At 66.8% G+C, this 23934-nt stretch carries 26 protein-coding genes; 20 read left to right on the top strand and 6 right to left on the bottom strand.

The window, feature by feature from the left end:
* The first annotated feature begins 14 nt into the window (after nt 1-14).
* The 4 genes from AC5P5R_RS19650 (at nt 15) to AC5P5R_RS19635 (ending at nt 3228) form a co-directional block, all read left to right on the top strand.
* The gene (locus tag AC5P5R_RS19650) at nt 15-380 is read left to right on the top strand and encodes a DUF6164 family protein (RefSeq protein ID WP_100438065.1); all 366 of its coding nucleotides are present in this window, start codon (nt 15-17) and stop codon (nt 378-380) included.
* A gap of 295 nt (nt 381-675) precedes the next feature.
* Nucleotides 676-1443 carry a sulfurtransferase gene (locus tag AC5P5R_RS19645; protein ID WP_100438066.1) on the top strand — a complete coding sequence of 256 codons (768 nt, stop codon included), beginning with the start codon at nt 676-678 and terminating at the stop codon, nt 1441-1443.
* Nucleotides 1444-1666: 223 nt separating this feature from the next.
* Nucleotides 1667-2662, top strand: a complete 996-nt coding sequence (locus AC5P5R_RS19640) for an LLM class flavin-dependent oxidoreductase (RefSeq protein ID WP_049449161.1) — start codon at nt 1667-1669, stop codon at nt 2660-2662.
* A gap of 68 nt (nt 2663-2730) precedes the next feature.
* Entirely contained in the window at nt 2731-3228 is a 498-nt protein-coding gene (locus AC5P5R_RS19635) for a pyridoxamine 5'-phosphate oxidase family protein (RefSeq protein ID WP_005412916.1), read from the top strand.
* A gap of 92 nt (nt 3229-3320) precedes the next feature.
* On the opposite strand, the gene AC5P5R_RS19630 is transcribed toward AC5P5R_RS19635, so the two are convergent.
* Nucleotides 3321-3980: an exopolysaccharide biosynthesis protein gene (locus tag AC5P5R_RS19630; RefSeq protein ID WP_059033938.1), complete on the bottom strand. Its 660-nt coding sequence runs from the start codon at nt 3978-3980 to the stop codon at nt 3321-3323.
* Nucleotides 3964-5268 (bottom strand): hemolysin family protein, encoded by a 1305-nt coding sequence (locus tag AC5P5R_RS19625; protein WP_032966609.1) that lies wholly within the window; start codon nt 5266-5268, stop codon nt 3964-3966. The genes AC5P5R_RS19630 and AC5P5R_RS19625 overlap by 17 nt, the downstream gene beginning before the upstream one ends.
* Nucleotides 5269-5560: 292 nt before the next feature.
* Between AC5P5R_RS19625 and AC5P5R_RS19620 the strand changes: the two genes are divergently transcribed.
* Nucleotides 5561-6187, top strand: a complete 627-nt coding sequence (locus AC5P5R_RS19620; RefSeq protein WP_004152833.1) for a DUF47 domain-containing protein — start codon at nt 5561-5563, stop codon at nt 6185-6187.
* 13 nt (nt 6188-6200) lie between these two features.
* On the top strand, nt 6201-7322 hold the full coding sequence (locus AC5P5R_RS19615) for an inorganic phosphate transporter (RefSeq protein ID WP_005408993.1): 1122 nt from the start codon (nt 6201-6203) through the stop codon (nt 7320-7322).
* 372 nt (nt 7323-7694) lie between these two features.
* Here AC5P5R_RS19615 and AC5P5R_RS19610 read toward each other — a convergent pair whose 3' ends face one another.
* The 3 genes from AC5P5R_RS19610 to parE all read right to left on the bottom strand — a co-directional run bounded on the left by AC5P5R_RS19610 (nt 7695) and on the right by parE (nt 11963).
* Nucleotides 7695-9191 carry a S10 family peptidase gene (locus AC5P5R_RS19610; RefSeq protein ID WP_059033941.1) on the bottom strand — a complete coding sequence of 499 codons (1497 nt, stop codon included), beginning with the start codon at nt 9189-9191 and terminating at the stop codon, nt 7695-7697.
* A gap of 110 nt (nt 9192-9301) precedes the next feature.
* A complete protein-coding gene (locus AC5P5R_RS19605; protein ID WP_024956351.1) occupies nt 9302-9880 on the bottom strand; it encodes a GNAT family N-acetyltransferase in 579 nt (192 codons plus the stop codon).
* Between the two features lie 193 nt (nt 9881-10073).
* Complete coding sequence (gene parE / locus AC5P5R_RS19600; protein ID WP_005408996.1) at nt 10074-11963, bottom strand: DNA topoisomerase IV subunit B; 1890 nt, start codon at nt 11961-11963, stop codon at nt 10074-10076.
* 172 nt (nt 11964-12135) lie between these two features.
* Between parE and AC5P5R_RS19595 the strand changes: the two genes are divergently transcribed.
* From AC5P5R_RS19595 to truD, 10 genes are all read left to right on the top strand, one after another.
* On the top strand, nt 12136-12369 hold the full coding sequence (locus AC5P5R_RS19595; protein ID WP_005408997.1) for a hypothetical protein: 234 nt from the start codon (nt 12136-12138) through the stop codon (nt 12367-12369).
* Between the two features lie 400 nt (nt 12370-12769).
* Nucleotides 12770-14434: a CTP synthase gene (gene pyrG, locus AC5P5R_RS19590; protein ID WP_005408998.1), complete on the top strand. Its 1665-nt coding sequence runs from the start codon at nt 12770-12772 to the stop codon at nt 14432-14434.
* An 89-nt stretch (nt 14435-14523) separates the two neighbouring features.
* Nucleotides 14524-15354 carry a 3-deoxy-8-phosphooctulonate synthase gene (kdsA, locus tag AC5P5R_RS19585; protein WP_005408999.1) on the top strand — a complete coding sequence of 277 codons (831 nt, stop codon included), beginning with the start codon at nt 14524-14526 and terminating at the stop codon, nt 15352-15354.
* Nucleotides 15351-15698, top strand: a complete 348-nt coding sequence (locus AC5P5R_RS19580) for a hypothetical protein (protein WP_005412922.1) — start codon at nt 15351-15353, stop codon at nt 15696-15698. Before kdsA ends, AC5P5R_RS19580 begins: the two co-directional genes overlap by 4 nt.
* Nucleotides 15698-16027 carry a hypothetical protein gene (locus tag AC5P5R_RS19575; protein ID WP_100438067.1) on the top strand — a complete coding sequence of 110 codons (330 nt, stop codon included), beginning with the start codon at nt 15698-15700 and terminating at the stop codon, nt 16025-16027. Before AC5P5R_RS19580 ends, AC5P5R_RS19575 begins: the two co-directional genes overlap by 1 nt.
* A 96-nt stretch (nt 16028-16123) precedes the next feature.
* Entirely contained in the window at nt 16124-17416 is a 1293-nt protein-coding gene (gene eno / locus AC5P5R_RS19570) for a phosphopyruvate hydratase (RefSeq protein ID WP_005409002.1), read from the top strand.
* 4 nt (nt 17417-17420) lie between these two features.
* Nucleotides 17421-17774, top strand: a complete 354-nt coding sequence (ftsB, locus tag AC5P5R_RS19565; protein ID WP_005412924.1) for a cell division protein FtsB — start codon at nt 17421-17423, stop codon at nt 17772-17774.
* A complete protein-coding gene (ispD, locus tag AC5P5R_RS19560; protein WP_005409004.1) occupies nt 17771-18469 on the top strand; it encodes a 2-C-methyl-D-erythritol 4-phosphate cytidylyltransferase in 699 nt (232 codons plus the stop codon). Before ftsB ends, ispD begins: the two co-directional genes overlap by 4 nt.
* Nucleotides 18470-18503: 34 nt before the next feature.
* A complete protein-coding gene (gene ispF / locus AC5P5R_RS19555) occupies nt 18504-19001 on the top strand; it encodes a 2-C-methyl-D-erythritol 2,4-cyclodiphosphate synthase (protein ID WP_005409005.1) in 498 nt (165 codons plus the stop codon).
* Nucleotides 18998-20029 (top strand): tRNA pseudouridine(13) synthase TruD, encoded by a 1032-nt coding sequence (gene truD / locus AC5P5R_RS19550; RefSeq protein WP_100438068.1) that lies wholly within the window; start codon nt 18998-19000, stop codon nt 20027-20029. The genes ispF and truD overlap by 4 nt, the downstream gene beginning before the upstream one ends.
* 63 nt (nt 20030-20092) lie before the next feature.
* On the opposite strand, the gene AC5P5R_RS19545 is transcribed toward truD, so the two are convergent.
* The gene (locus AC5P5R_RS19545; protein WP_005409007.1) at nt 20093-20632 is read right to left on the bottom strand and encodes a Smr/MutS family protein; all 540 of its coding nucleotides are present in this window, start codon (nt 20630-20632) and stop codon (nt 20093-20095) included.
* Between the two features lie 209 nt (nt 20633-20841).
* Here AC5P5R_RS19545 and surE point away from each other — a divergent pair, with 209 nt between their 5' ends.
* The 4 genes from surE to AC5P5R_RS19525 are packed head-to-tail and all read left to right on the top strand — an operon-like array spanning nt 20842 to nt 23716.
* Nucleotides 20842-21621, top strand: coding sequence for a 5'/3'-nucleotidase SurE (gene surE, locus AC5P5R_RS19540; RefSeq protein WP_010485979.1), 780 nt, complete (start codon nt 20842-20844; stop codon nt 21619-21621).
* Nucleotides 21618-22295, top strand: a complete 678-nt coding sequence (locus tag AC5P5R_RS19535; protein WP_099474119.1) for a protein-L-isoaspartate(D-aspartate) O-methyltransferase — start codon at nt 21618-21620, stop codon at nt 22293-22295. Before surE ends, AC5P5R_RS19535 begins: the two co-directional genes overlap by 4 nt.
* Before the next feature lie 18 nt (nt 22296-22313).
* Complete coding sequence (locus tag AC5P5R_RS19530) at nt 22314-22928, top strand: YqaA family protein (protein WP_005409010.1); 615 nt, start codon at nt 22314-22316, stop codon at nt 22926-22928.
* Nucleotides 22925-23716: a peptidoglycan DD-metalloendopeptidase family protein gene (locus AC5P5R_RS19525; protein ID WP_005409011.1), complete on the top strand. Its 792-nt coding sequence runs from the start codon at nt 22925-22927 to the stop codon at nt 23714-23716. The genes AC5P5R_RS19530 and AC5P5R_RS19525 overlap by 4 nt, the downstream gene beginning before the upstream one ends.
* Nucleotides 23717-23934 lie beyond the last annotated feature (218 nt).

The raw sequence follows: 23934 nt of genomic DNA, 5'->3' as shown, positions 1-23934 counted from the left end.
GGTATCATGGGGGCATGGCAAAACTCCTGCTCAATCTGCGCAATGTCGGCGACGACGAATATGCCGATGTCTGCACGCTGCTCGACCAGCACGGCATCGCCTGGTATCGCACCGAACCCAGCCCCTGGGGCATCTCCAATGGTGGCCTGTGGCTGCGCGAGGACGCCGATCATCCACGTGCGAAGGCGCTGATGGTGGAATACCAGGCCGAACGCGGGCCGCGCATCCGTGCCGAGCGTGAGCAGGCATTGCGAGATGGCACGGCGGAGACCTTCGGCAGCCTGTTCCGGCGGCGGCCGGTCTACGTGGTGCTGGTGCTGCTGGGGATGGCCGGTGCGGCGGCGCTGGTATTGCTGCCGTTCGTGCTGTTGCGGGGGTAATGGGGCTTCTGGCCGGGTTGCACCCGGCACCCGCAGACGCAACGGCAACGGCAACGTCAAAAGCCGGGCTTCAGTGGGAGGGCGGGGCGGTGTGGACAGGCGGGGGACGGCAAAAGCTGCTCCTGCGTGCCTCGTAGAGCGCCATCCATGGCGCTCTGCGCCCCCGCCTGCCCACACCGCCCCACCCATGACAGATTCCGGTTGTTTGCCGGGCTTGGGGTCGGGTCCCTCTGCTGCGCAGAGGGCTCTGACCCCTGAATCTGCCCGGAGGGGCGGGAGGCGCTAAAATGGCAGGATGATCGCCAATACCGCCGCTTACCATTTCGCCGTCATCGACGCTCCCCAGGGTCTGTGCGACCAGTTGCTGGCGCGTGCCGAGGCGGCGAAGTTGCGGGGCACGATCCTGGTGGCGGGGGAGGGGCTGAACCTGTTCCTGGCGGGTGCGCCGGAGGCGGTCGAGGGTTTCTACGCGGCGCTGCGTTCTGACGCGCGGTTTGCCGATATGCGGGTCAAGACCAGCTTCAGTGAACATCAGCCGTTCGCGCGGCTGAAGGCCAAGGTGAAGGATGAGATCATCAGCTTCCGCCGTGACGACGGTCAGCCGCTGGACTATCCGCGCGCGCCGGCGGTCGATCCGGCCACGCTGCAGCGCTGGTTGCGGCAGGGGCATGACGACGCCGGCAAGCCGGTGGTGATGCTCGATACCCGCAACCTGCAGGAAGTGGAGTACGGCACCTTCAAGGATGCGCTGGTGCTGCCGATTCACAAGTTCACCGACCTGCCCGAGGCGCTGGCGCCGCACCGCGAGGCGCTGAAAGACAGCACCGTGGTCAGTTTCTGCACAGGCGGCATCCGCTGCGAGAAGGCGGCGCTGTGGATGGTCAACGACGGCATGGACAACGTGCTGCAGCTGGACGGTGGCATCCTCGGCTACTTCGAGGAGGTGGGCGGCGAAGGCTACGAAGGCCGCTGCTTCGTGTTCGATGAGCGCGTAGCGCTGGATGCCGAGCTGAAGCCGATGGTCGACCAGCCGCTGCCGGAGCCGCGCCCCAGCGCGTTCTGACGCTTCCGCGGTAGAGCCGGCCGCTGGCCGGCTGCGAAGCCATCTACCTGTATGCCGGCCAGCGGCCGGCACTACCAATCGCGCTTGGCGCGCATCAGGGCACCCCGGATCGGCCCGGTCAGCCCTGAACCCGCCACACGGGAATCAGCATCCCGCCACCGTCACTGGCCGCGGCGCCTGGCCGACCCCATGCATGGGGGATCCTGTGACGGAAAAACGCCTGATGATCCCGTTGTCGATCCTTGACCTGGCCCCGGTCTGCGAGGGCAGTGACACCACCGCCGCTTTCGCCAACATGCTGGAACTGGCCCAGCACGCCGATGCGCTGGGCTACCGCCGCTACTGGTTGGCCGAACACCACAACATGCCGGGCATCGCCAGCGCGGCCACCGCCGTGCTGATCGGCCACGTGGCGGGTGGCACAAAGCGCATCCGCGTCGGTGCCGGCGGCATCATGCTGCCCAACCATGCCCCGCTGCAGGTGGCCGAGCAGTTCGGCACGCTGGCTTCGCTGTATCCGGACCGCATCGACCTCGGCCTGGGCCGTGCACCCGGTACCGACCAGCCGACCGCGCGTGCGCTGCGCCGCTACTTCGACAGCGCCGACCAGTTCCCGCAGGACGTGCGCGAGCTGCTGCATTACTTCGAGCCGGTACAACCCGGGCAGGCGGTGCAGGCGGTTCCGGGTGGCGGCCTGCGGGTGCCGACCTGGATCCTCGGTTCGAGCCTGTTCGGTGCGCGCATGGCCGCCTCGATGGGCCTGCCGTATGCGTTCGCCTCGCACTTCGCACCCGACGCGATGGATGAAGCCCTTGCCGTGTACCGCCGCGAGTTCCGCCCCTCGGCCACGCTGAAGCAGCCGCACGCGATGCTGGCCCTGAACGTCGTTGCCAGCGACAGCGAAACCGAATCGCGGCGCCTGTTCACCAGCCAGCAGCAGAGTTTCGTGAACCTGCGTCGCGGCCGACCGGGCAAGATTCCGGCACCGATCGACGACATCGAGTCCTTCTGGGAGCCGCACGAAAAACTGGGCGTGGAGCGGGCGCTGGCCTGCACCGTGCTGGGCGATCCGCAGCAGGTGGCGGAGGGCATTGCCGCGTTCGTCGAACGGCACAAGCCCGACGAGCTGATGCTCACCGCCAACCTGTACGACCACCGCGCGCGCCTGCGGTCGTTCGAACTCACCATGCAGGCCTGGCACGCCCGCCACGCGGGCTGAACAATTGCGTCACGGCCCATTGCGGCCGAACCGCGTCTGATGGGGGCTCATATCGAAGGAGCCCCCACATGGCCGACACCCGTGCCGAACACATCGCCCAGCTGGCCGAACTGATCAAGGACGTGGAGGTGGCGATGTTCACCACCACCGGCGTCGATGGCCGCCTCTACAGCCGGCCGTTGGCCACCCAGCAGGTCGCCTTCGACGGTGACCTGTGGTTCGTGATCACCGGCGACAGCCCCAAGGTGGCCGAGATCGCGCTCGACCCGCGGGTCAACGTGGCGTATGCCTCGCCCTCGAAGAACACCTATGTGTCGGTGGCGGGGCGGGCACGCGTGGTCGATGATCGCGCGAAGATCGAGGAGCTGTGGTCACCGGCGATGAAGCTGTTCTTCCCCGGTGGCAAGGATGACCCCAACCTTCGCCTGATCCATGTGCGCGCCGACAGTGCCGAGTACTGGGACGGTCCGGGCACGCTGCTGGGCAAGGCGTTGACGTTCGTGCTGTCGGCGGTGCAGGACGAACCGGCGGCGCTGGCCGACAACGGTTTCATCGATCTTCGGTGATGACCGATGTCCGGTATTGGTAGTGCCGGCCGCTGGCCGGCAAACCTGGAAACGTGGCAGCCGGCCAGCGGCCGGCTCTACCGGATTCCGGATCAGAACCAGCGGTGGAACAGCTCCACCGTATAACCCACCAGCTGCCCCGAACTGAAACCGAAGAAGGCGATCGCTGCCACGGCGGCGATCCAGTTGAACAGCATCAGCGCGCCATCGCGTTCCAGCAGCGCCAGCGAGAACAGCAGCAGCTGGAAGCCGAACAGGAAATTGGTGAAGGGAATCGGCAACGACAGCAGCAGGCCCAGCAGCACCAGCAGCAGGCCGGTGAAGGCGTGCGCCATCAGCGGTGTCAGCAGTTGCGGCAGGCGGGGTTTCAGCATCTTGTCCAGGCGCCGCAGCGGTCGGTCGATGCGGTCCAGGAAACGATGCATGGTGCCGCGCTTCGGCCCGCGGCGGGCGATGAAGCCGGGCAGCCAGGGCCGGCGCAGGCAGAACAGCATCTGCAGGCCGATCAGGACCACCAGTGGGCCGCTGACCGCGCCGCCCATGCCCGGGATCGGGATGAACGACGGCAGGATCGCCACGAACAGGAACACGCCGAACGCGCTCTGCTGCAGGTTGCCGAGGATCTGGCCCAGCGGCATGTGCTCGGCGGGATCGCCAGAGGCGAACATCTCCAGCAGGGTACGGATGCCCTCGTTACGGTAGGCCGGGCGCTCGTCGCCCGGACCCTTGCCGGGCTCAGGCGGTGAGCTCATCGGCCTGCTCGTCGGACAACGTGCGCAGCAGCAGCTTGTCCACGCGCGCACCATCCAGGTCAACCACTTCGAAGCGCCAGCCCGCCCAGTCGAAGTACTCGCCTGCGTGCGGAATGCGGCCGAAGTAATGGATGCACATGCCGGCCAGCGTGTAGTAGTCGCCGTCCTCGGCGTCGGGCAGGTCGTTGCTGCCGATCAGTTCGCGCACGTCTTCGATCGGCAGCGAGCCGTCCACCAGCAGCGAGCCGTCTTCGCGGGTCACCACCAGCGCGTCCTCGTCGGCGTTCTCCACCGCCTGCAGGCGGCCGACCACCGCGCCCATCAGGTCGCTGATGGTCACCAGGCCCTGGATCTCGCCGTACTCGTCCACCACCAGTGCCATCGACTGCTGTTCCTCGCGGAAGATTTCCAGCAGCTTCATCGCGTGGGTCGATTCGGAGACGTACAGGGGTTCGCGCAGGGTCTGGAACAGCGCGTTGTCACCGCGCGCCATGCGCGTGGCCAGCGATTTCAGTTCGAGCACGCCGACCACGTCCATGTCGTTGTCGCGGTACACCGGGTACCGGGAGAACTCGTGTTCGGCCATGATTTCCAGGTTGCGCTCCAGCCCGGCCTGGGTATCCAGCCACGCGATGCGGTTGCGCGGGGTCATCAGGCTGTCGGCGGTGCGGTCGCCCAGGCGCATGACGCGGTTCATCATGTCGCGCTCGTGGGCATCGATCACGCCGGCCTCGTGGCTTTCGGCGACCAGCATGCGGATCTCTTCTTCGGTCACCGAGGCGACTTCATCCTTGCCCAGGCCGAACAGGCGCAGCACCAGCTGGGTGGTTCTGGACAGCAGCCAGACGAAGGGCAGGGCGAGCTTGGCCAGCCAGCTCATCGGCATCGCGACCAGGCCGGCAATGGCCTCCGAACGGGTCAGCGCCAGGCGCTTGGGCACCAGTTCGCCGAAGATCAGCGTGATGAAGGTGATCAGGCTGACCGCCAGCGCGGTACCGATGTTGCCGGCATAGGCGAAGCCCGGCATCAGGCCCTGGATCCAGCCGGCGAAGGCTTCGCCCAGCGCTTCACCGCCGAGGTAGCCGGTCAGCACGCCGATCACGGTGATGCCGATCTGCACGGTGGACAGGAAGCTCTCCGGCTTCTCGGACAGCTCCAGCGCCTTGGCCGCGCGCTTGGAGGTGGCGGCCATCTGCTTCAGGCGGCTCTTGCGCGAGGTCATGACCGACATCTCGGACATGGCGAAGAAGCCGTTCAGCAGAACAAGCGCAAAGACAATCAGGATCATTTCAAACACGGGCGTCGTCCCCGGTTGGTGGCAGGGAGGGCGGGTGCTTGCGATGGCGGCAGGCGCTCAGGAACGGGGTCCGGCGCGGCGCTGGGGGATAAGGGTCGTCGTCCATAGGATGCGCCCGAAGGCGCGCTGGCATCTTAGCAAAGGGGCATGGCAGGGTGGCAACCGCCTGTTCAGGTTCAGGGTTCCGAGCCCCGGAAAGGGGGCGGGGATACCCGTGATGGTCATCTAGCCGTCATAATTCCGTCTGGTGCCGTCCTTCCCGCGACGGCTGACAGGTTTCTCAATGTTCTCTCTGCAGACCATTTTCGGTTCCGGCAAACAGTTCTACACCCTGCTCGATGAGGCCGCCGTCGCGGCCTCCGACGCCGCCAAGGCGCTGCATTCCATGCTGCGCGAGGCCGACCGCCAGCCCGCGCTGGACGCCTTCAAGCTGGCCCGCCTGCGCGAGCGCGCGGCCTCGGACAAGATCAGCCAGGCGCTGGTGGACAGCTTCATGACCCCGATCGAGCGCGAAGACATCGAAGCGCTGGGCTCGGCCCTGTACAAGATTCCCAAGCAGATCGAGAAGTTCGCCGATCGCTATTCGCTGGCCACGACCCACCTGGAGCACATCGACTTCGCGCCGCGCGCGGCGATGCTGGAACAGGCCGCCGGCGTGGTGGTGGAGATGGTGGCCGACCTGCGCCACATGAACCTGGACCGGATGACCGCGCTGAACGAGAAGCTGCGCTCGCTGGAAAACGAGGCCGACCGCCTGATGCTCGAGCTGTACCGCGACATCTATTCCGGCCGCCTGGACAACCTGCAGATGTTCCTGCTGAAGGAATTCTTCGAGATCCTGGAAAAGGCCATCGACCGTTGCCGCGAGGCAGGCGTGGTTGCGTACCAGATCGTGTTGAAGAACAGCTGACGGACGCCGCCGCATGTTGACCCTTGTCCTGGTGGTGATCCTGGCCGCACTCGTCTTCGAGTTCATCAACGGCTTCCACGACACCGCCAATTCCATTGCCACCGTGGTCGCGACCAAGGTGCTCTCGCCCGGCTGGGCGGTGATGCTGGCCGCCTTCATGAACCTCATCGGTGCGCTGACCGGCACCGCGGTGGCGCTGACCATCGCTTCGGGCCTGCTCAACACCAACGTGGTCGAGGTCACCCCGCAGGTGATCCTGTGCGCGCTGCTGGGCGGCATCATCTGGAACCTGATCACCTGGTGGAAGGGCCTGCCGTCCTCGTCCTCGCATGCGCTGATCGGTGGCCTCTGCGGCGCCGGCCTGGCGGCCGCCCACAACAACTGGGACGCGCTGATCTGGTCCGAGCGCCTGGGCAGCTGGGCGCAGAACAAGGGCCTGCTGTGGAAGGTGTTCGTGCCGATGATCACCTCGCCGATCGCCGGTTTCCTGCTCGGCATCGTGGTGATGGTGCTGCTGTGGGGCCTGATCGCCGGCCTGGCCAGGATCGGTGGCGCCATTGGTCGCTTGGCCCGCCCACGCATCGTCAATGCATTCTTCGGCAAGGCCCAGATCGCCTCGGCGGCCTACATGGGCTTCGCCCACGGCCACAACGATGCGCAGAAGACCATGGGCATCATCGCCATGACCCTGATCGGTGCCGAGGCCACCGGCGCACTGGATGACCTGCCGTCCTGGCTGGCCTTCATGCACCCGGACGCCCACGCCGGTGACGGCATCGCGATGTGGATCGTGCTGACCTGTGCGGTTGTGATGGCCGCCGGTACCGCTTCGGGCGGCTGGAAGATCATCAAGACCCTGGGCCACAAGATGGTCAAGCTGCACCCGATCCACGGCTTCGCCGCGGAGACCAGCTCGGCCACCATCCTGACCCTGGCCGCCCACTTCGGCATGCCGGTCTCGACCACGCACAGCATCTCCACCGCGATCATGGGCGTCGGCTTCGCCAAGAACCCGCGCTCGCTGAAGTTCGGCGTGATCGAACGCATCGTCTGGGCCTGGATCCTGACCATCCCGGCAGCCGGCGGCTGTGCGTACCTGATCCTGAAGCTGTTCGAGCTGTTCGGCTGGACCTGATCGCCACGCCAAGGTTGCAAACGAAAAAGCCCGCCGGTATCCGGCGGGCTTTTTTCATGGGCAGAGAATTCTTCCGGACACATCGTGTCGACCAAGGTCGACACCTACCAGAGCAGAAACAGGGATCCGATCCCGTGCCGACCAACGGTCGGCACCCACCAACAGCAGCAGGAACCTGTCAGCGGCGGGGTGGGGTGGGGTTGCAGGACCGTTGGCGCCATGGATGGCGCCATCGAGCCCCCAGGGACGGGTTTACGGCGTGTCCTGCAACCCCACCCCACCTCGCCAGCCCACGGAAACCCTGCTTTTGCCGTTGCCGTTGCCGTTGCCGTTGATCCGGCGGGTGCCGGGCCGCAGGCCCGGCCGAACCCCTCAATTGCGCTGGAACAGCGCCTGCACATCCTTGCGGAACGCCGCCTGGCTGTCCGTCCGGCTGTAGAACATGTGCCCGCCCGGATAGCTCCGCACCTGCACCCGGTCCGGGTTGCTGCCCATCGCCGGCATCTGGTCCACCGTCAGGATCGAACCCATGAACGGGCACGACAGGTCGTTCCAGCCATGCACGATCAGCACCTGCAGATGCGGATCGATCGCCACCGCCTGGCGCAGCTGGGTCACCGCACCCTGGCGCAGCTCGCCGTTGCGGTCCCACAACCGGTTCACGTCGTAGTTCAGCGCCTGGTAGCGTGCATCCACCTTCCAGCCAACCACGCGCGTCACGAAGTCGACCATCGCCGTGGTGGTCGGCGCGATGATGCTGTCCAGCAGCGGATCATTGGCGCGCTGCTCCGGGTCATTCGGGAATGGATCGAACGCGGTCACATTGGAGTCGTAGCGGCTGCCCAGCGTGCCCTTGTCGCGGAATACTTCGCGCAGGTAGGCCTGGGTTTCAAGACGGCCACCGGCACGGCGCACGAACTGCGGGTCAAGCCCGGTCAGCTCGGTCACCCGGCGCAGCATCGCCTCGGTCGCCTGCGGATCGCTGCGGCCCTTCATCAACGCGGTGGCGTAATCGCCACGGGTGTACTCCACCACCTCGCGCATTGCCGCGTCGGTGAGCCTGCCCTGGCGCTCCAGGTGCGCCGCGGCGATTGACGGCAGCGTCTGCATCCATGCCATCGGCGAGACGTCGGCGTTGTCTTCCAGCGTCGGGCTCAGGTACGGCGAGACCAGTACCAGGCCGTTCATCGCCACGCCCAGCCGGGTCTGCAGGAAATGGGTGATGCGCGGGCCGCGATAGCCGCCGTAGCTCTCGCCGGTCAGGTACTTGCGTGACGCCATGCGCTGGTTGCGCAGCAGCCAGTCGTAGATCGAGCGCGACAGGTACTCGATGTCGGCGCCGGGGTTGTACAGCTGCTTCTTCGCCTCGTCATCGCCGATGCGCGCGCGGCTGAAACCAGTGCCGACCGGGTCGATGAATACCAGGTCGGTGAAATCCAGCCAGGTGCCCGGGTTGTCATGCAGGGTGGCGGGCGCCGAGGCGCTGTCGCCTTCCGAACCGAAGGTGACCACCTTGGGCCCGATCGCGCCCATGTTGAGGTACACCGACGAGGCACCGGGCCCGCCATTGAGCGCGAACGTCACCGGCCGGTCCTTGCCCGGCATCGTGTACGCAGTGAACACCACATCGGCGATGACCTTGCCCTTCTCATCGCGCACCGGCAGGGTGCCGACGGTGGCGGTGTAGTCCAGGGTGCGGCCGGCCAGGCGCATGCTCTGGCGCGCCGACGCATCGGCGGGCAGCGCAGGCGCGTCGGTCCTGTCGTCTTTCGAATCGGGCTTGGTGTCAGCGGCGGGCGCGGCCAGCACGCTGGTGGGGGCGATGAGCAGGCCGACGCAGAGCGCGGCAGTGTGCAGCAGGGACTTCATGGCACCGGATCGGCAGCGGAAGGGGGTTCCGATGCTAGGCCGGTGGAGCACCACGCCGTATGTGTCCAAAGGCATGGCCACGTTCTGCAGCGGCTTGCGGCCAGATTGGATCAAACGGGCAGGGCGGCTGCCGCTTCGTCGTTGGCCAGCAGGCCATAGACGGCCGAGTCCGAAAGCTCGCCCTGAATGCGCCAGCGCTGGCGCAGCACCCCCTCGCGGTGGAAGCCGAGGCGGTCAAGCACATGTGCCGAGGGTACGTTGCGTGGATCGATCTCGGCTTCGATGCGGTGCAGGTGCAGGGTGTGGAACAGATAGCCCAGCATCTGCTGCAGGGCCTCATGCATGTAGCCCTGGCCCTGGCGGTCGGGCGCCAGCAGATAGCCGATCTCGGCCCGCATGGCCTCACGATCAATGGCGAATGCGACGCAGACGCCCAGCAGTGGGCCGTTGGGTGATTCGCGCAGGGCCAGCTTCAACTGGGTGCCGATCGCGTGCGCGGCAAGGTCGTCGTCGATCTGTTCGCGGGCTTCGGCAGGTCGTGTCCAGGCCGGATGGTTCCACCAGCGCATCACGTCCGGATTGGATTGCAGCGCGAACAGCGCGGCCGCGTCGTCACGGCGGATCGGGCTCAACACCAACCGCGCGCTGTGCAGCGGCAGGGCGGGGAACAGCAGCGAGTGGCTGGCCAATACGATGGTCCACACGGGTGGACGCGCATTATGCCGCCGCCGGGTTTGCCGATGGCGGCGTAATGCCAAGGGCGCATGAGCCGGTAGTGCCGGGCGCTGGCCGGCAGTCGAGGTTGCCGGCCAGCGGCCGGCACTACCGGGCAGCCGGGTCAGAGCCCTTTGCCAGGCAAAGGGATCCGACCCCGTGCCGGGATCAGACCTCCAGCGAAGCCAGATCGCCCTTCGATTCCAGCCAGCCCTTGCGGTCGGAAGCGCGCTTCTTGGCCAGCAGCATGTCCATCAGCGAGCTCGTCTGCTCGCGATCGTCCACGGTCAGCTGCACCAGGCGGCGCGTATCCGGGTGGATGGTCGATTCGCGCAGCTGCGGTGGATTCATCTCGCCCAGGCCCTTGAAGCGGGTGACGTTGATCGCGCCCTTGATCTTCTCGCGTTCGATCTTGTCCAGCATCGAGCGCTTTTCTTCCTCGTCCAGGGCGTAGAACACCTGCTTGCCCACGTCGATGCGGAACAGCGGCGGCATCGCCACGAACACGTGGCCGGCATCGACCAGCGCCGGGAAGTGCTTCAGGAACAGTGCGGTCAGCAGGGTTGCGATGTGCAGGCCGTCGGAGTCCGCGTCGGCCAGGATGATGACCTTGCCGTAACGCAGGCCGCTGATGTCGTCCTTGCCGGGGTCGCAGCCGATGGCGATGGCCAGGTTGTGTACTTCCTCCGAGGCCAGCACGCTGTTGGACGAGACTTCCCAGGTGTTCAGGATCTTGCCGCGCAACGGCATGATGGCCTGGAAGTCCTTGTCGCGGGCCTGCTTGGCGCTGCCCCCTGCCGAGTCGCCTTCCACCAGGAACAGCTCGGTACGCGACAGGTCCTGGCTGATGCAGTCGGCCAGCTTGCCGGGCAGGGCCGGGCCCTGGGTGACCTTCTTGCGGACGACCAGCTTCTCGGTCTTCAGGCGTGCGCTGGCGCGCTCGATGGCGATCTGCGCGATTTTCTCGCCCAGCTCGACGTTCTGGTTCAACAGCAGGCTGAAGGCATCGTGGGCGGCGCCTTCAACGAAGCCGGCGGCCTGGCGCGAGGACAGGCGTTCCTTGGTCTGGCCACTGAACTGCGGGTCGGTCATCTTCAGCGACAGCACGAACGACACGCGGTCCCACACGTCTTCCGGGGCCAGCTTGACGCCGCGCGGCAGCAGGTTGCGGAAGTCGCAGAACTCGCGCAGCGCCTCGGTCAGGCCGGTACGCAGGCCGTTGACGTGGGTGCCGTGCTGGGCGGTGGGAATCAGGTTGACGTAGCTTTCCTGCACCAGCTCGCCTTCCGGCAGCCAGGCCACGGCCCAGTCCACCACCTCGGTGTCCTTCTTCAGGTTGCCGACGAACAGGTCGGCCGGCAGCGATTCGCGTTCGCCCAGTTCCAGCTTCAGGTAATCGCGCAGGCCGTCTTCGTAGTACCAGGTGTCGACTTCACCGGTGGCCTCATCGGTCAGCTTGACCGTCAGCCCCGGGCACAGCACGGCCTTGGCGCGCAGCAGGTGCTTCAGCGCGCGCACCGCGAACTTGGGCGTGTCGAAGTATTTCGGGTCAGGCCAGAAGCGCACGCGGGTGCCGGTGTTCTTCTTGCCGACGCTGCCGACCACTTCCAGCGGCGTGGCGCGGTCGCCGTTGCGGAAGGTGATGCGGTGCTCGGCACCTTCGCGCTTGATGTGCACTTCCACCAGGGTCGACAGCGCATTGACCACGCTGACGCCGACGCCGTGCAGACCGCCGGAGAAGGTGTAGTTGTTGTTGCTGAACTTGCCGCCCGCATGCAGGCGGGTGAGGATCAGCTCGACACCCGGGATCTTCTCTTCCGGGTGGATGTCCACCGGCATGCCGCGGCCGTCATCGCTGACCTCCACGCTGCCGTCCTTGTACAGGGTGATCTCGATCGAGCGGGCGTGGCCGGCGAGGGCCTCGTCCACCGAGTTGTCGATCACTTCCTGCGCCAGGTGGTTCGGGCGCGCGGTGTCGGTATACATGCCGGGACGGCGCTTGACCGGGTCAAGGCCGGACAGGACTTCAATATCGGCGGCGTTATAGCGGGCGTTCATCTGTCTTCGAAAGCTTGGAGCGACGGGCAAGTGTGGGGTCTGGCACGGGATTTTGCACGCCTGCGGTTCAGTCTCGGCGACGCAGAGGGGGTAAAATGGCAGCCGCTGGAATCTGAATGCCGGCGACCCCCGTTGGGTCGAAACATCCAAGCCATACCGCGAGGAGGACCTCATGAAGAAGTTGCTGACCATTGCGATCCTGGCCGCTGCCGCCGTTGCAGTGCCGCTGGTGGTGGCGCAGAACGCCGGCCAGCCGGCCCCGCAGCAGGGTGGCCAGGCCGACAAGGCGCAGGCCGAAGCCGATGCCAAGGCCAAGCGCCGCGCCCAGGCCAATGCCGAAATGAAGGCGCAGGGCCAGCCGGCCCCGCAGCAGGAAGAGGAAGAAGAGGCGCGGAAGAAGAAGTAATTCTTCCGCCCTCCGAAGCCCTTGCCGCAAGGGATTCGCCCCCCGACGCCCCGCCCAGCGGGGCGTTTCTTTTGGGTGATGGCCGCAACTGCCCCTTGGGTTGGCGGCCATCAATCTGTAAACTATGGCTTTCCGGGAGTAAGTGCGTGTCCACCCTTTGCGAATGGGCTGGCACGGCCATGCGTGGTCGCCAGCAATGCGGGTCGCAGGTGACGGTCGATTTGACCGGCACGGCCGCCCCGACCTCGCAGGGTGGTCCCCGTCCGGCGCCTGCCGCCGCACGGCCCAGCACCTCCCTCGCTGCCCCAGCGAACCGGAAAACCCCCTTCAAGCTCCATGCCCGCCCTCCGGGTGCGCGTGGTGCTGCCGTTTTCCATTTCCAGACAGGATGCTTGCAGCCATGACTCCCTTGATTTTCGTAACCGGCGGCGTGGTGTCCTCGCTCGGCAAAGGCATTGCCGCTGCGTCACTGGCCGCCATTCTCGAAGCCCGTGGCCTGAAGGTCACGATGATGAAGCTCGACCCGTACATCAACGTCGACCCGGGCACCATGAGCCCGTTCCAGCACGGTGAGGTCTACGTCACCGACGACGGCGCCGAGACCGACCTCGACCTGGGCCACTACGAGCGCTTCGTGCGCACCCGCCTGAGCCGCAAGAACTCGGTCACCACCGGCCGCATCTACGAGAACGTGATCCGCAAGGAGCGCCGTGGCGACTACCTGGGCGCGACGGTGCAGGTCATCCCGCACATCACCGACGAGATCCGCCGCTGCATCGATGAAGCCACCGAAGGCTACGACGTGGCGCTGGTCGAGATCGGCGGTACTGTCGGCGACATCGAGTCGCTGCCGTTCCTGGAAGCGATCCGCCAGGTGCGCACCGAGCGTGGCCCGGAGAAGGCGCTGTTCATGCACCTTACCCTGGTGCCGTACATCGGCGCCGCCGGCGAGCTGAAGACCAAGCCGACCCAGCATTCGGTGAAGGAGCTGCGCTCGATCGGCATCCAGCCGGACGTGCTGCTGTGCCGTTCCGAGCAGGCGGTGCCGGATTCGGAGCGCCGCAAGATCGCCCAGTTCACCAACGTCTCCGAGCGCGCGGTGATCAGCGTGCCGGACGTGGACGTGCTGTACCGCATTCCGTCGGGCCTGCACGCGCAGGGCCTGGACGAGATCGTGGTCAACCAGCTGAAGCTGGCCGACAAGGCCGGCCCGGTCGACCTGTCGATGTGGGAAGACGCGGTCGACGCGACCCTGCATCCACTGGACGAAGTGACCATCGCCGTGGTTGGCAAGTACGTCGATCACCAGGATGCCTACAAGTCGGTCGGCGAAGCCCTCAAGCACGGTGGCCTGCGCCAGCGCACCAAGGTCAACCTGAAGTGGCTGGAAGCACAGGACCTGGAAGGCACCGACATGGCCGCACTGGCCGATGTCGACGGCATCCTGGTGCCGGGTGGTTTCGGTGACCGTGGTTTCGAAGGCAAGGTGCTGACCTCGAAGTTCGCCCGCGAGCAGCAGGTGCCGTACTTCGGCATCTGCTACGGCATGCAGGCGGCCGTGGTCGACTACGCGCGCAACGTGGTCGGCCTGGAAGGTGCCAACAGCACCGAGAACGACCGCCAGTCGCCGAACCCGGTGATCGGCCTGATCACCGAATGGCGCACCGCGACCGGTGACGTGGAAAAGCGCGACGACAAGAGCGACCTCGGCGGCACCATGCGCCTGGGCCTGCAGGAACAGCGCCTGAAGCCGGGCACGCTGGCCCGCGAGCTGTATGGCAAGGACGTCGTCGCCGAGCGTCACCGCCACCGTTACGAGTTCAACAACCGTTACCGCACCCAGCTGGAAGATGCCGGCCTGGTGATCGCCGGCAAGTCGATGGACGACACCCTGGTGGAAGTGGTCGAACTGCCGCGCGACGCGCACCCGTGGTTCCTGGCCTGCCAGGCGCACCCGGAATTCCTGTCCACGCCGCGTGACGGCCATCCGCTGTTCATCGGTTTCATCCGCGCCGCACGCGAGCGCAAGGCCGGCGGCAAGCTGCTTTCCGAAGCGCGCGCCTGACTTGTGAATGGGGGCTTCGGCCCCCATCCTGCATGCTTCAACCCCCAGCGCACCGGCCCGGCCGGTGCTGCGGACAACAAGGAAACGCCATGAAACTGTGTGGATTCGAGGTCGGGCTGGACCAGCCCCTGTTCCTGATCGCCGGCCCCTGCGTGATCGAGTCGATGCAGCTGCAGCTCGATACCGCCGGCAAGTTGAAGGAAGTCACCGACAAGCTCGGCGTCAACTTCATCTTCAAGTCCAGCTTCGACAAGGCCAACCGTACTTCGGGCACCGCGTTCCGTGGCCCGGGCATGGAAGAGGGCCTGAAGGTCCTGGCCGAGGTCAGGAAGCAGATCGGCGTGCCGGTGCTGACCGACGTCCACGAATACACCCCGATGGACGAAGTGGCCTCGGTGGTGGACGTGCTGCAGACCCCGGCGTTCCTGGTCCGCCAGACCGACTTCATCCGCAAGGTGTGCTCGGCCGGCAAGCCGGTCAACATCAAGAAGGGCCAGTTCCTGGCGCCGTGGGACATGAAGCCGGTCGTGGAGAAGGCCAAGGCCACCGGCAACGAGCAGATCATGGTCTGCGAACGTGGTGCCAGCTTCGGCTACAACAACCTGGTCAGCGACATGCGTTCGCTGGCGGTGATGCGCGACACCGGTTGCCCGGTGGTGTTCGACGCCACCCATTCGGTGCAGCTGCCGGGCGGGCAGGGCACCAGTTCCGGTGGCCAGCGCGAGCACGTGCCGGTGCTGGCCCGTGCCGCCGTGGCGGTGGGCATCTCCGGCCTGTTCGCCGAGACCCATCCGGATCCGTCCAAGGCGCTGTCCGATGGCCCCAATGCGTGGCCGCTGGACCAGATGGAAGCACTGCTTGAGACCTTGATGGAACTCGACGCAGTGACCAAGAAGCACGGCTTCTCGCGCTTCGCGTGAGTCGTGACCCGTGGCTGGCGCTGGAAACCCAGCGCCGCCGCCGGCACTGGAAACAGTGGCCGTGGGGCCTGATCGCACTGGGCCTGGCCGTGCTGTTCACCGTGGGCATGTTCGGGCTGGTGCTGATCGGTGCCGCGTCCGTGCGGCCGCCGGGTGATGGCAGCAGCGCACTCGATCTGCGCGCGTACTTCATTGCGCTGCTGGTGGCAGAGCTGCTCGGTGCAGTGGGATGCGTCGCTGCTGCTGTGCAGGCCTGGAGGCTGAATCGCGGCAAGGTGGCCGCCGGCCTGGCGATCATCCTGCTCTCGCTCTGGCTCGGCGCCCTGTTCTACGGAGTGCTTTGATGAATGCGACCACATCGGCGCGAGGCTGGCCCTGGGGCCTGATCGCCCTGGGGCTGTCCGTGTTGACCTGGATCGCCCTGGTGGTGGGCGTACTGGCCTTCACCGCCGGTTTCCGGCCGCCGGGGGACGGGAACAACGGCGTGCAGGCCACGCAGTGGTGGTTGCTGGGCGCACTGGTCACGATGGTGCTGTCCTTCCTGGGCAGCCCGGTGGCGATGGTGCTGGCCTGGCGACGGCGGCGTGGCCCCATGCTGGCGGCGCTTGCTGGTGCATTGCTGGTGATGCTGGTGTCGATGGTCCTGATCGTGATCGGGTCCAGCTGGGGCTGAAGCCGCCCACGCCATTTGGCAAGTGGCGGGCAGCCGGGGATAATCACGCGGCATTCGTTTTGTCGCCCCCTCTCCAGACAGGTAACCGGTCCGACCATGAGCACGATCCGCAGCATCCACGCCCGTGAAATCCTCGACAGTCGTGGCAACCCCACGCTGGAAGCCGAAGTCATCCTGGAGGACGGTTCGTTCGGTCGTGCCGCGGTTCCCTCCGGCGCCTCGACCGGCACCAAGGAAGCGGTCGAGCTGCGTGACGGCGACAAGACCCGTTACCTGGGCAAGGGCGTGCGCAAGGCCGTCGACAACGTCAACACCACGATTGCCGCCGCGCTGAAGGGCTTTGAGGCCACCGACCAGGCCGGCCTCGACCGTCGCCTGATCGACCTTGACGGCACCGAGAACAAGGGCCGCCTGGGTGCCAACGCGCTGCTGGGTGTTTCGATGGCCGCTGCGCACGCCGCCGCCGCATCGAACAAGCAGGCGCTGTGGCAGTACCTGGCCGCCAGGACCGGCGTGACCCCGTCGCTGCCGGTGCCGATGATGAACATCATCAACGGCGGCGCGCACGCCGACAACAACGTCGACTTCCAGGAATTCATGGTGCTGCCGGTCGGCTTCACCTCGTTCTCCGAAGCGCTGCGTGCCGGTACCGAAATCTTCCATTCGCTGAAGTCGGTGCTGAAGGGCCACGGCCTGAGCACGGCGGTCGGCGACGAAGGCGGCTTTGCTCCGGACTTCCGCAGCAACGTCGAAGCGCTGGACACCATCCTTGAAGCGATCGGCAAGGCCGGCTACACCGCCGGTGAAGACGTGCTGCTGGGCCTGGACGTCGCCTCCAGCGAATTCTTCGAGAACGGCAAGTACAACCTGGTCGGCGAGAACAAGCGCCTGACCTCCGAGCAGTTCGTCGACTTCCTCGCCGACTGGGCCGCGCAGTACCCGATCATCACGATCGAAGACGGCCTGGCCGAGAACGACTGGGCTGGCTGGAAGCTGCTGACCGACCGCATCGGCAAGAAGGTGCAGCTGGTCGGTGACGACCTGTTCGTGACCAACCCGAAGATCTTCCAGGAAGGCATCGACTCGGGCACCGCCAACGCGATCCTGATCAAGGTCAACCAGATCGGCACCCTGAGCGAAACCCTGGAAGCGATCGCCATGGCCGACCGCGCCGGTTATGCCGCGGTGGTCTCGCACCGTTCGGGCGAAACCGAAGACACCACCATCGCCGACATCGCAGTGGCCACCACCGCCACCCAGATCAAGACCGGTTCGCTGTGCCGCAGCGATCGCGTGGCCAAGTACAACCAGCTGCTGCGCATCGAGGAAGCCCTCGGCGCCGGCGCGCGTTACGCCGGTCGTGACGCGTTCGTTTCGCTGAAGCGCTGAGCCGATGCGCGACTGGCGCTGGATGCTGCTGGTGCTGGCCCTGCTGCTGGGCTGGCTGCAGTACCGCTTCTGGTTCGGTCCGGGCAATTCGGGCGAAGTGATGATGCTCGAAGCCCAGGTCGCCAACCAGGAGCGGGACAATGAGGGTCTGCAGCAGCGCAACGACGCGCTTGCTGCCGAAGTGAAGGACCTCAAGGAAGGCCAGTCCGCCATCGAGGAGCGCGCACGCAGCGAGCTGGGCATGATCAAGCCCGGCGAGAAGTTCTATCGTGTGGTCGAGGATGCGCCGGTCCATCCGGCGCAGCCCGCGGCAGGTGTCAGTGCGCAGGTTGGCGACCACCCGGCGGACGTGCCATGAGTGCGGCCATCTGGGTCGTGGTTCCGGCTGCGGGCCGTGGCACCCGCTTCGGCGCGCCGTTGCCCAAGCAATACCTGCAGGCAGGGGGACAGATCCTGCTTGCCCATACCCTGGACGCCCTGCTGGCGCACCCGGCCGTGGCCGGGGCGATGGTGGTGATCGGCCAGGACGACGCCGACTGGCCCGGCTGGAACGAGTGGGCGGGCAAGCCGGTGCTGACCTGCATCGGTGGCGCGACCCGTGCCGCTTCGGTGCTGGCTGGCCTGCAGGCGCTGCCGGAGACGGTGCGCGCTGATGAGTTCGTACTGGTCCACGATGCCGCGCGGCCGAACCTGTCGCCGGCCGATCTCGGCCGCCTGCTTGAAGTCGGTCGTACCGACCCGGTGGGGGCGATCCTGGCCGCACCGGTACGTGACACGCTCAAGCGTGCAGGCGACGACGGTGGCATCGATGGCACCGAGCCGCGTGAGCGCCTGTGGCGTGCACTGACCCCGCAGCTGTTCCGCCGCCACCAGCTCAGCCGCGCGCTGTCCGACGCCGCTGCCGCCGGTGTTGAAGTCACCGACGAGGCGATGGCCATGGAGCGCCAGGGCCAGCGCCCGCTGCTGGTAGAAGGCAGCGAGGACAACTTCAAGGTCACCACCCCGGCCGATCTGGACCGGTTCGAATTCGTACTTTCCCGCCGCGCCGGCTGACCGTCCGCGTGGCCCTGCTGCAAGGGTTGCATCCATGAGCACCGCACCGTTCCCGCCCGTCCGCATCGGCCAGGGCTACGACGTCCATGCCTTCGGCGAAGGCGATCACATCATGCTTGGCGGCGTGAACGTTCCACACAGCTGTGGCGTGCTTGCGCACAGCGATGGCGACGTGATCCTGCACGCCTTGTGCGATGCGATGCTCGGTGCGCTGGCGCTGGGCGACATCGGCCAGCATTTCCCACCCAGTGACGACCGCTGGAAGGGCGCCGACAGCAGCGACTTCGTGCGTCATTGCGACAGCCTGCTGCGCGAGCGCGGCTGGCGCGTCGGCAACACCGACATCACCGTGATCTGCGAGCGGCCGAAGGTTGGCCCGCATGCGCTGGCGATGCGTGAGCGCATCGGCGGCCTGCTGCAGTTGCCGCTGGATGCGGTCAGCGTCAAGGCCACGACCTCGGAAAAGCTGGGCTTCACCGGCCGTGGTGAAGGCATTGCCGCACAGGCGGTCGTGTTGCTGGTGGCGGCATGATTCCGCTGCCGTTGGCATTTGGTGCGCCGTTGTTGACGGCGCGCATCCGCACCACGCCAGACGATTTCCAGGTTGACGAGCTGCCGGCCTTCGAGGCTACCGGCGAAGGCGAGCACCTGTTGCTGCACATCCGAAAGCGCGGTGCCAACACCGTGCATGTGGCCAAGGTGCTGGCCAAGTGGGCGGGCCTGCCGGAAATGGCGGTGAGTTACGCTGGCATGAAAGACCGCCACGCGGTCACCACCCAGCGTTTCAGCGTGCACCTGCCCAAGCGCATTGCGCCGGACCTGGCCGAGCTGGCCAGTGACGAGATCGAAGTGCTCGAAGCGACCTGGCATAACCGCAAGCTGCAGCGTGGCGCACTGGCCGGCAACCGCTTCAAGCTGGTGCTGCGCGAGGTGCAGGGCGATGCCACGGCGATCAGCGAGCGCCTGCAGCAGATTGCCGGGCGCGGCCTGCCGAACTGGTTTGGCGAGCAGCGCTTTGGCCGAGACGGCGGCAACGTGCCGGCGGCACTGGCGATGTTCGGTGGCCGCCGCATGCGCAAGGACCAGCGTTCACTGCTGCTGTCTGCCGCCCGATCGGCGCTGTTCAACCGCGTGCTGGCTGCGCGCGTGGAGCAGGGCAACTGGGATCAGCCACTGGACGGCGAGGTGTGGATGCTGGACGGCAGCCGCAGCGTGTTCGGCCCGGAGCCGTACACCGACGTGCTGGCCGAGCGCCTCGCGCGGTTCGACATCCATCCCAGCGCACCGCTGTGGGGCGAAGGGGAGCTGCGCAGCACCGAAGTGGCACGCGAGCTGGAGCTGGCCGCGCTCGACGACGAGGAATCGAAGGCACTGCGGGCCGGCCTGGAAGACGCGCGCCTGAAGCAGGAGCGCCGCGCGCTGCGCCTGCGCCCCGCGTTGTTGCAGCACCAGTGGCTGGGCGATGACGTGCTGGAGTTATCGTTCGCGCTGCCGCCGGGCTGCTACGCCACCGCCGTGCTGCACGAGCTCGGCCCGGTCGAAGACGCCTCGCAGGCCTGAGCAGGGCGCGCGGTAGAGTCGACTGTCAGTCGACTCTACCTGGACTCATGGCGTCCCCTTTTTTCAGCGCCGCGCCAGCAGCACCAGCACCGCGCCGGTGCCGCCTTGCCCGGTCGGCGCCGAATGGAATGCCAGTACGTCGTTGCGCAGCCGCAGCAGGCGGTCGACCAGGTTCTTCAGTACCGGTGCACCGCCGTCGGACTGCAATCCCTTGCCGTGGATGATGCGCACGCAGCCATACTCGTGTGCATGCGCTTCCAGCAGGAACTGGCGCAGCAGCGTCTCGGCCTGCGCGGCGGTGGCGCCATGCAGGTCCAGTTCGTCCTGCACCGAATACTGGCCACGCTTGAGGCGCTGGAACAGGCGAGGTGGCAGGTTGTCGCGGCGATAGCTGGCCACGTCGCCGGCTTCCAGTGGCGTGCTGTCGCGCAGCAGCCGTGCGAACTCGCCGGCGGCTTCGGCCTCGTCACGTTCGGCCATACGCGCGCGCGGCTTCGGCCGGGGCGCAGCCGGTGCCGGCTCGGCATCCTTGCGCAGCGGCGTCACTTCGCCGATGGCCGCACGGAACAATGCGGCCGGATCTTCGTCTTCAGGGTGCGACATGCGCACAGGGTAAACCGCTGGCGCAGGTCTGCCTATGACGGTTCGATGTCGGCCGTGACCGCCGGCAGGGTAGGACCGGCGGCTCGCATGCGGCACAATAGACGATGCCCTTGCAGGGTCGACGGCTTCCGCAGGGGAGTACGACGGTCCCGCCCACACTGCGCGGTGATGGAATCGAATTCTTGGAAAATCAAGCGGTTAAATCGAAGATGCGAATCCTGGTCAGTAACGACGATGGCGTCGACGCCGCAGGCATCCGGATGCTTGCTTCGGTGCTGCGTGAGGCCGGTCACGAAGTCACGGTGGTCGCGCCCGACCGCGATCGCTCCGGCGCCAGCAATTCGCTGACCCTGGACCTGCCGATCCGCCTCAAGCGCATCGACCATTACACCGTCTCGGTGGCTGGTACCCCGACCGACTGCGTGCACCTGGCACTGACCGGGCTGCTCGAGTTCGAACCCGACATTGTCGTATCCGGCATCAACAACGCCGCCAACCTCGGCGATGACGTGATCTATTCCGGCACCGTCTCGGCGGCGATGGAAGGTCGCTTCCTCGGCCTGCCGGCGGTGGCGGTCTCGCTGGTCACCCGCAACCACGATCCGAAACACTTCGAGACCGCCGCGCGCGCTGCGGTGGAGATCGTCGCCCGGCTCAAGGCCGATCCGTTGCCGGCTGACACCATCCTCAACGTCAACGTGCCGGACCTGCCGTGGAGCGAGGTCAAGGGCTTCGAGGTCACCCGCCTGGGCAACCGCCATCGCGCAGAAGGCTGCATCGCGCAGAAGGACCCGCGCGGCAACGAGGTGTACTGGATCGGCCCGGCCGGTCGTGAGCAGGACTCCGGCCCCGGCACCGATTTCCACGCGGTACGCACCGGCCACATCTCGATTACCCCGATCCAGGTCGATCTGACCCGCTACCAGGCACTGGAGAAAGTGGCCAGCTGGGTCGGCGGCCTCAGCGCGGCGCTGGACCAGCCGGCATGAGCCCACGCCTGCGCCTGCAACCGGAAGCCGTCGGCATCGGCATGACCTCGCAGCGTGTGCGCGACCGCCTGGTCGATCGCCTGCGCGAGGCTGGCATCGTCGACGAGTCGACCTTGAATGCGATCCGGGTGGTGCCACGTCATCTGTTCATCGACGAAGCGCTGGCGTCACGCGCCTACGAAGACACCGCCCTGCCGATCGGCCACGGCCAGACCATCTCGCAGCCGTGGGTGGTGGCGCGCATGACCGAAGCCGTGCTGCAGGTCTCGCCAAAGAAAGTGCTGGAAGTCGGTACCGGCTCCGGCTACCAGGCCGCCGTGCTCGGCGCGCTGGGCTTGGAGATCTACACCGTCGAACGCATCGGCGACCTGCTGCGACAGGCGCGCAAGCGCTTCCGTGCGCTGGGCATGAACATCCGCACCAAGCATGATGATGGCCGCGCCGGCTGGGCCGAGCACGGCCCGTTCGATGCCATCGTCGTCACCGCCGCGGCGCCTGCACTGGTCGATGAACTGGTCGAGCAGCTGGCCGAGGGCGGCCGCCTGGTGGCGCCGGTCGGCGGGCCGGGTGGGCAGTCGCTGGTGCAGCTGGACCGCAGGGCTGACGGCAGCATCGAACAACGCGTGCTGGCGCCGGTCACCTTCGTGCCGCTGCTGTCCGGCATGCTCGACTAATCCACGGAGCAGGGTTGCATGAAGATTTTCGGGCCGCTGTACGAGCGGGCGATGAAGTGGGCGGCGCACGAACGCGCGCCGACCTACCTGACGGTGTTGAGCTTCTTCGAGGCGATCATCTTTCCGGTGATGCCGGAAGTGATGCTGGCGCCGATGTGCGTGGCCCAGCCGAAACGCGGCTGGTGGTTCGCCACCCTCAGCCTGGCTGGCTCGATGGTCGGCGCGCTGATTGGCTATGCATTGGGTCATTATGCCTTCGAAGCGATCAAGCCGTTGTTCGAAGCACTGGGCATGCTGCCGGCCATCGAGCAGGGCATCACCACCGTGCAGGCCAAGATGGCCGAGTCGCCATGGGCGGTGTTCACCTTCCTGGTGCTGGGCGGCTTCATGCCCATCCCGATGAAGGTCTTCACGTGGGCATCGGGTATCGTCGGCGTGCCGATGCCGCAGTACCTGTTGAGCATGCTGATCGGTCGCGGCAAGCGCGTGTTCGTGCTGGCTGCGGTCATCCGTATCGGTGGTGCGCGTGCTGAAGCGGCACTGCGTCGCTGGATTGAACCGCTGGGCTGGATCGCCACCGCGTTGGTGGTGGTGCTGATCGCCTGGCTTGTATGGAGGTCGAAGTTCGCATGAATCCTGATCGTCTGAGCAAGGGAGTGCGCATCGGCGCGCTGGCGTTGCTGGTTTCCACCCTGGCCGCCTGCGGCACCGCAACCGTGGTTCGTCCTGGTGGTGGCAGCACCGGCGGTGGTGTGACCACGCCGAAGACCTCGGTGCCCAAGCCCGGGCAGACCGTGGTGGTGCGCAAGGGCGATACCATCTATGCGCTGGCCCGCATCCATGACATCACCCCGGCCGACCTGATTGCCTGGAACAGCCTGGACAACCCCTCGACCATCCATCCGGGGCAGGTGATCCGACTGTATCCGGCCGGTGCCAGCGGCGGCCGCGCGCCGACCACGGTGGTCACCCCGCCGCGCTCGGGTGGCAGCAGCGGCGGCAGTACCACATCGGCCCCGGCCCCGGCGCCGGTGGGTCCGGTGAAGAGCAACATCGCCTGGCGCTGGCCGGCCGATGGCGCGATCGTCGGCCGCTACGTGGCCGGTGACGCGACCAAGCAGGGCGTGGACATCGCCGGTACCAGCGGCCAGCCGGTCAAGGCCACCGCCAACGGTGTGGTGGTGTACTCCGGCGCCGGCCTGGTCGGCTACGGCGAGCTGATCATCATCAAGCACAGCGACCAGTGGCTGTCGGCCTATGGCCACAACCGCAAGCGCCTGGTGAATGAAGGACAGAGCGTGAAGGCCGGTGAGCAGATCGCCGAGATGGGCCGCACCGGTGCGAACCGCGACATGGTCCACTTCGAGATCCGCTATAACGGCAAGCCGGTGGACCCGCAGCAGTACCTGCCGGCACGCTGATCGTTGATTCGCCATCTGGGCGGATCCCCGGCCCGGCGCAGCGCGCCGGGCGTTCGCCAACGGCGCGGCCCATGGGCCGCAAACGCCCTCGGCTCACCCGCTACAACGGCAAGCCGGTGGACCCGCAGCAATACCTGCCGGCACGCTGATCGTCGATTCGCCATCTGGGCGGATCCCCGGCCCGGCGCAGCGCGCCGGGCGTTCGCCAACGGTGCGGC

The sequence above is a fragment of the Stenotrophomonas sp. YJH_SMC_19 genome (assembly GCF_059367915.1).
This window is presented reverse-complemented; position numbering and strand designations above follow the sequence as displayed.

Bases quoted from the DNA above. Each gene is read 5' to 3' on its own strand.
- AC5P5R_RS19635 (WP_005412916.1), top strand. From the start codon at position 2,731: ATGGCCGACACCCGTGCCGAACACATCGCCCAGCTGGCCGAACTGATC.
- AC5P5R_RS19625 (WP_032966609.1), bottom strand. From the start codon at position 5,268: ATGATCCTGATTGTCTTTGCGCTTGTTCTGCTGAACGGCTTCTTCGCC.
- AC5P5R_RS19530 (WP_005409010.1), top strand. From the start codon at position 22,314: ATGAAGATTTTCGGGCCGCTGTACGAGCGGGCGATGAAGTGGGCGGCG.
- pyrG (WP_005408998.1), top strand. From the start codon at position 12,770: ATGACTCCCTTGATTTTCGTAACCGGCGGCGTGGTGTCCTCGCTCGGC.
- AC5P5R_RS19650 (WP_100438065.1), top strand. From the start codon at position 15: ATGGCAAAACTCCTGCTCAATCTGCGCAATGTCGGCGACGACGAATAT.
- kdsA (WP_005408999.1), top strand. From the start codon at position 14,524: ATGAAACTGTGTGGATTCGAGGTCGGGCTGGACCAGCCCCTGTTCCTG.
- AC5P5R_RS19535 (WP_099474119.1), top strand. From the start codon at position 21,618: ATGAGCCCACGCCTGCGCCTGCAACCGGAAGCCGTCGGCATCGGCATG.
- AC5P5R_RS19640 (WP_049449161.1), top strand. From the start codon at position 1,667: ATGATCCCGTTGTCGATCCTTGACCTGGCCCCGGTCTGCGAGGGCAGT.
- AC5P5R_RS19595 (WP_005408997.1), top strand. From the start codon at position 12,136: ATGAAGAAGTTGCTGACCATTGCGATCCTGGCCGCTGCCGCCGTTGCA.
- AC5P5R_RS19645 (WP_100438066.1), top strand. From the start codon at position 676: ATGATCGCCAATACCGCCGCTTACCATTTCGCCGTCATCGACGCTCCC.
- AC5P5R_RS19545 (WP_005409007.1), bottom strand. From the start codon at position 20,632: ATGTCGCACCCTGAAGACGAAGATCCGGCCGCATTGTTCCGTGCGGCC.
- ftsB (WP_005412924.1), top strand. From the start codon at position 17,421: ATGCGCGACTGGCGCTGGATGCTGCTGGTGCTGGCCCTGCTGCTGGGC.
- AC5P5R_RS19575 (WP_100438067.1), top strand. From the start codon at position 15,698: ATGAATGCGACCACATCGGCGCGAGGCTGGCCCTGGGGCCTGATCGCC.
- parE (WP_005408996.1), bottom strand. From the start codon at position 11,963: ATGAACGCCCGCTATAACGCCGCCGATATTGAAGTCCTGTCCGGCCTT.
- ispD (WP_005409004.1), top strand. From the start codon at position 17,771: ATGAGTGCGGCCATCTGGGTCGTGGTTCCGGCTGCGGGCCGTGGCACC.
- surE (WP_010485979.1), top strand. From the start codon at position 20,842: ATGCGAATCCTGGTCAGTAACGACGATGGCGTCGACGCCGCAGGCATC.
- ispF (WP_005409005.1), top strand. From the start codon at position 18,504: ATGAGCACCGCACCGTTCCCGCCCGTCCGCATCGGCCAGGGCTACGAC.
- truD (WP_100438068.1), top strand. From the start codon at position 18,998: ATGATTCCGCTGCCGTTGGCATTTGGTGCGCCGTTGTTGACGGCGCGC.
- AC5P5R_RS19630 (WP_059033938.1), bottom strand. From the start codon at position 3,980: ATGAGCTCACCGCCTGAGCCCGGCAAGGGTCCGGGCGACGAGCGCCCG.
- eno (WP_005409002.1), top strand. From the start codon at position 16,124: ATGAGCACGATCCGCAGCATCCACGCCCGTGAAATCCTCGACAGTCGT.
- AC5P5R_RS19525 (WP_005409011.1), top strand. From the start codon at position 22,925: ATGAATCCTGATCGTCTGAGCAAGGGAGTGCGCATCGGCGCGCTGGCG.
- AC5P5R_RS19610 (WP_059033941.1), bottom strand. From the start codon at position 9,191: ATGAAGTCCCTGCTGCACACTGCCGCGCTCTGCGTCGGCCTGCTCATC.
- AC5P5R_RS19620 (WP_004152833.1), top strand. From the start codon at position 5,561: ATGTTCTCTCTGCAGACCATTTTCGGTTCCGGCAAACAGTTCTACACC.
- AC5P5R_RS19615 (WP_005408993.1), top strand. From the start codon at position 6,201: ATGTTGACCCTTGTCCTGGTGGTGATCCTGGCCGCACTCGTCTTCGAG.